Origin of the sequence: Streptomyces anatolicus (assembly GCF_019400875.1) — a bacterium.
Lineage (GTDB): Bacteria > Actinomycetota > Actinomycetes > Streptomycetales > Streptomycetaceae > Streptomyces > Streptomyces anatolicus.
In genome coordinates this window covers 1-4,406 of sequence record NZ_WMBF01000501.1, presented here as the reverse complement: position 1 = coordinate 4,406, position 4,406 = coordinate 1, and the positions used below count along the sequence as shown (strand labels likewise).

4 protein-coding genes are annotated in these 4,406 nt (G+C 69.5%); 2 read left to right on the top strand and 2 right to left on the bottom strand.

The window, feature by feature from the left end; all coding sequences use genetic code 11:
* The first annotated feature begins 150 nt into the window (after positions 1-150).
* Positions 151-768, top strand: coding sequence for a TetR/AcrR family transcriptional regulator (locus GKQ77_RS28315; RefSeq protein ID WP_219691771.1), 618 nt, complete (start codon positions 151-153; stop codon positions 766-768).
* 345 nt (positions 769-1,113) lie between these two features.
* Positions 1,114-2,580, top strand: coding sequence for a sensor histidine kinase (locus tag GKQ77_RS28310; protein WP_219691772.1), 1,467 nt, complete (start codon positions 1,114-1,116; stop codon positions 2,578-2,580).
* A 220-nt stretch (positions 2,581-2,800) separates the two neighbouring features.
* Here GKQ77_RS28310 and GKQ77_RS28305 read toward each other — a convergent pair whose 3' ends face one another.
* Positions 2,801-3,058 carry a WhiB family transcriptional regulator gene (locus tag GKQ77_RS28305; protein WP_016639615.1) on the bottom strand — a complete coding sequence of 86 codons (258 nt, stop codon included), beginning with the start codon at positions 3,056-3,058 and terminating at the stop codon, positions 2,801-2,803.
* Positions 3,059-3,374: 316 nt separating this feature from the next.
* Positions 3,375-4,343, bottom strand: coding sequence for a diacylglycerol/lipid kinase family protein (locus GKQ77_RS28300; RefSeq protein WP_219691770.1), 969 nt, complete (start codon positions 4,341-4,343; stop codon positions 3,375-3,377).
* Positions 4,344-4,406: the final 63 nt, after the last annotated feature.

Sequence of the window (4,406 nt, the reverse complement as noted above, 5' to 3'; positions counted from 1 at the left end):
GCTCCCGCCCGTGACCAGCGCCGTCTTCCCCGCAAGCCTGCCCGTGGATGCACCCATGCCGGACGCCCCCTCTTTCTCTAGTGGTCGCTACAGAAAGAACCGTACCCCACCCCGATTCGTTTTGCTAGTGGCCGCTATACAATTCACCCCATGGCGACGAAACAGCGTGGACGCCCCCGCTCCTTCGACCGCGAAACGGCCCTGGAGCAGGCGCTCCGCACCTTCTGGGAACACGGGTACGAAGCGACCTCCGTCTCGGACCTGACGCGCGTCATGGGAATCGGGGCGCCGAGCCTCTACGCCGCCTTCGGTGACAAGCGGACGCTCTTCGACGAGGTCGTCGTGCGGTATGGGGCCACGCACGGCGCCTTCGGCGGGCGCGCCTTCGACGAGGAGCCCACCGCGCGCGGCGGTGTGGCGCGGCTGCTGCGTGAAGCCGCCGCCGAGTTCACCGACCCGGACCACCCACGGGGCTGCCTGGTCATCACCGCGGCCACCAACTGCACGACGCCGGAGGTGGAGGAGTCCCTGCGGGAGCGGCGCAATGCCAATGTGGCGGACATCCAGTCCCGTATCGCCGCCGCGGTCGCGACGGGCGAGCTGCCGGCGGACACCGACCCCGCGGCCCTCGCCCGTTTCACGGCGGCGGTCTTCCAGGGCATGTCCCAGCAGGCCAGGGACGGCGCCACCAGGGAGGATCTGGAAGCGGTGGCCGATCTCGCCATGTCGGCGTGGCCGGAGGGCTCCGTAGCGGAGAATGGGGCCTGACGGCCGGGAGGGAACCGCGACCCGCGCCGCCGCGACAAAGATCTGCCCCACGCATAGACATGAGAGAATGGTCTAGTCCACAATGCGTGGGTAAAGCCTCCGCTCTTCCCGCACAGGAGAGCGGACCGAGGACCCGGCGCTCTCTGCCCTGACCGCGTCGGATCCTCCCGATCGGCCGGCCAGTACCGCACATTCTGGCGGCCGATGCACCTGAAGGGCTGCGGTGCCGTGGGCGGGTTGAGGGTCCCGCCCTGGCGCCGCGGCTCGTCGGGAGCCGCCCCGGTCGAGGAAATCTCCCGGGCGGACCCGCGGTAAGCGCCAGGTACGCTCGCCCACGTGCCCTCCATGAACGATCTCGTCCGCCAGCACACCGCTCTCGGTGACTCCGACCTCGAGTGGCTGCATCTGCTGGTCTCGGAGTGGCAGCTGCTCTCCGACCTCTCCTTCGCCGACCTCGTGCTCTGGGTGCCCACGCGCGACGGCACCCGCTATGTCTCCGTGGCGCAGATGCGGCCGAACACCGGCCCCACCTCGTACCAGGACGACATGGTCGGCCACCTCGTCCCACGCGGCCGCCGCCCCCTCCTGGACGCCGCTCTGGACGAGGGCCGCATCGTGCGCGAGGGCGATCCGGAGTGGCGCGAGGAGGTCCCGGTGCGCGTCGAGTCCATTCCCGTACGCAGGGAAGGACGCGTCCTGGGAGTGATCGCCCGGAACACCAACCTGTTGACCGTGCGCACCCCTTCGCGGCTCGAACTGACCTACCTCCAGTCGGCGTCCGACCTCGCCCAGATGATCGCCGCCGGGTCGTTCCCCTTCCCGGGGCAGCAGGTCGACATGGACGCGTCCCCGCGCGTGGGGGACGGTCTGCTCAGGCTCGACGCCGACGGAATCGTCCAGTACGCGTCGCCGAACGCGCTCTCCGCCTACCACCGGCTGGGCCTCGCCTCCGACCTGGTCGGCCACCACCTGGGCAGGGCCACGGCCGAACTCGCCCCGTCCCGCGGTCCGGTGGACGAGGCGCTGGCCAAGGTCGCCAGCGGCTGGGCGCCGCGCGAGTTCGAGATCGAGGGCGGCGACGGCGTGATCCAGCTGCGCGCGATCCCGCTCAAGCCCAAGGGGCCCCGGATCGGTTCCCTCGTACTCCTGCGCGATGTCACGGAACTCCGCCGCCGCGAACGCGAGTTGATCACCAAGGACGCGACCATCCGGGAGATCCACCACCGGGTGAAGAACAACCTCCAGACGGTCGCCGCGCTGCTGCGCCTCCAGGCCCGGCGCATCGACTCCGCCAAGGGGCGGGAGGCGCTGGAGGAGGCGGTCCGGCGCGTGGGTTCCATCGCCATCGTCCACGAGACGCTTTCTCAGAACCTCGACGAGCGCGTGGAGTTCGACGAGATCGCCGACCGGGTCCTCGCGATGGTCGCCGAGATCTCACCCGGCAAGGTGGTGGGCCGGCGCACCGGACGTTTCGGCATCCTCGACGCGGAGGTGGCGACTCCGCTCTCGATGGTCCTTACCGAGATTTTGCAGAACGCCCTGGAGCACGGCTTCCGCGAAGGGGACACCGGTTCGGTCGAGGTATCCGCGGTGCGCGGCGGCACGACCAAGGACGCGCGGCTGCTGATCACCGTCCAGGACGACGGCGTCGGGCTGCCCGAGGGCTTCGACCCGCACCGCTCCGGCAATCTGGGCCTGCAGATCGTGCGCACCCTGGTGGAGGGGGAGCTGGGCGGCACCTTCGACATGGTCCGCGCCCCGGGGGGCGGCACGCGAGTGATCCTCGACGTCCCGGTCAGCGGCGACAAGTAGCGTCCCGGTCCGGAGAAGAGCGCCGGAAGAGCGCCAGAGGAGCCCCGGAAGAGAACAGCAGAGCACAGCGCACAGCAGTGAGCCCCGGACCTTTGTGGTCCGGGGCTCACTGCTCACGTTGCGTTGCGCATCGGGGGTACTGCGCGGCTGCGGCTCGGGGGCGGGAGATGCGTACTCGCTGTACGCGCCGCCAAGCTCAGGCTCGTGGGGGGCGTGGGCGTCAGGCGCTGGCCTGGCGTGCACGGTTGCGAGCGGCGCGGCGCTTCATTGCACGGCGCTCGTCCTCGCTGAGGCCACCCCAGACGCCGGAGTCCTGGCCGGACTCGAGCGCCCACTGCAGGCACTGCTCCATGACGGGGCAGCGGCGGCAGACGGCCTTGGCTTCCTCGATCTGCAGCAGCGCAGGACCGGTGTTGCCGATGGGGAAGAAGAGCTCGGGGTCTTCCTCGCGGCAAACGGCGTTGTGACGCCAGTCCATGGCTGCTACCTCTCCTTGGTATTACATTCAGCTTGCTTGTGAATGTGAACGCTTTCACGAATCCCCCCGCACGGGAAGGGCCGACGCCCAGTCGCCTGGTGTGGACCTTTAGTGGAGGAGGGGTTCTGGCTCTCTGTGGGGCCGATGTTGCGGGCCGTCCCGATCGCCATGTAGAGATTCGCAAACCTCGGCGGCGGATACAACCCCTTCAGGAAAGTTTTTTTTGATTCCTCAGTGTCGGCTGGGTCACAGCCGTACTTCCATGGGGTGGACCCTGGCCTAAACGTTCGAGTGAAAGGACTTTGGGCCCTTCCACTCACACAATCACACGCAGTGCACGGCGAACGCCTGTGAACGTCACGCTCGTGCGCAGTCCGAGGTGGTCGCCGTCCATCTGCAGGGGGAGGGGGACCTTGGAATGCAAGGTGAAGTCGGTGAGGTCGTGCAGCGTGACCGCGTGCTTACCCTGCGGTCCGCGCTCCGGTGTCGAGGTGAGCAGCTGGGTGCCGTACCGGGCCACCGCGGCCGTCGAAAGCTTCTTCAGGCCGAGCACGTCAAGGCCCGTGTCGAAGGAGGCCCGCGGTGACGCGTACAGGGGGCGATTGCCCAGGTAGGAGTAGGGCGAGGTGTTGCAAACTATGGACATCACCAGGTCCGTCACCGGGTCCTCGCCGGGCCGCTCCACGGTGATCATGCCGCGCCGCCGGTGGGGCTCGTCGAGGAACTGGCGGAGCACCTGGCGCACATAGAGGGCGTGCGTCGAGCGCCTGCCCTGCTCCCGCTGCTGCTCGACTCTGCCGACCACGCCCCCGTCGAAGCCGAGACCGGCACAGAACGTGAACCAGCGCGAGGGCACCGCCTCGTCCTCCGTGCCCGGTGTGCCGCCCGCGAGGCCGAGGCCCACCGTGCGCTCGCTGCCCTCGCGCAGGGCGTCGAGGAGGGCGCCGGTGGCCTCCACGGCGTCGTTCGGCAGCCCCAGGGCGCGGGCGAAGACGTTGGTGGAGCCGCCGGGGACGACGGCGAGGCGCGGGAGGCGGTCCGGGTCGGGGCCGTGGTGCAGCAGGCCGTTGACGACCTCGTTGACCGTGCCGTCGCCGCCGAGGGCGACGACAAGCTCGATGTCCTTGCTCTCCGCGGCCTGCCGGCCCAGGTCTCTGGCGTGCCCGCGGTACTCCGTGGTGACCGCGTCGAGCTTCATCTCGCTCGCCAGCGCGTGGACCAGGACATCACGCGTACGCGCACTGGTGGTGGTTGCCGCCGGGTTGACCACGAGAAGTGCACGCATGCGCAGCAGACTACCTAGCGGCCTTTACCTGGCCTAGACCGAGGTCCCGGGGCGGGCCGGGGC

Coding starts and splice junctions, on each gene's coding strand:
- GKQ77_RS28305 (WP_016639615.1), bottom strand. CDS start 3,058: ATGGACTGGCGTCACAACGCCGTTTGCCGCGAGGAAGACCCCGAGCTC.
- GKQ77_RS28315 (WP_219691771.1), top strand. CDS start 151: ATGGCGACGAAACAGCGTGGACGCCCCCGCTCCTTCGACCGCGAAACG.
- GKQ77_RS28300 (WP_219691770.1), bottom strand. CDS start 4,343: ATGCGTGCACTTCTCGTGGTCAACCCGGCGGCAACCACCACCAGTGCG.
- GKQ77_RS28310 (WP_219691772.1), top strand. CDS start 1,114: ATGAACGATCTCGTCCGCCAGCACACCGCTCTCGGTGACTCCGACCTC.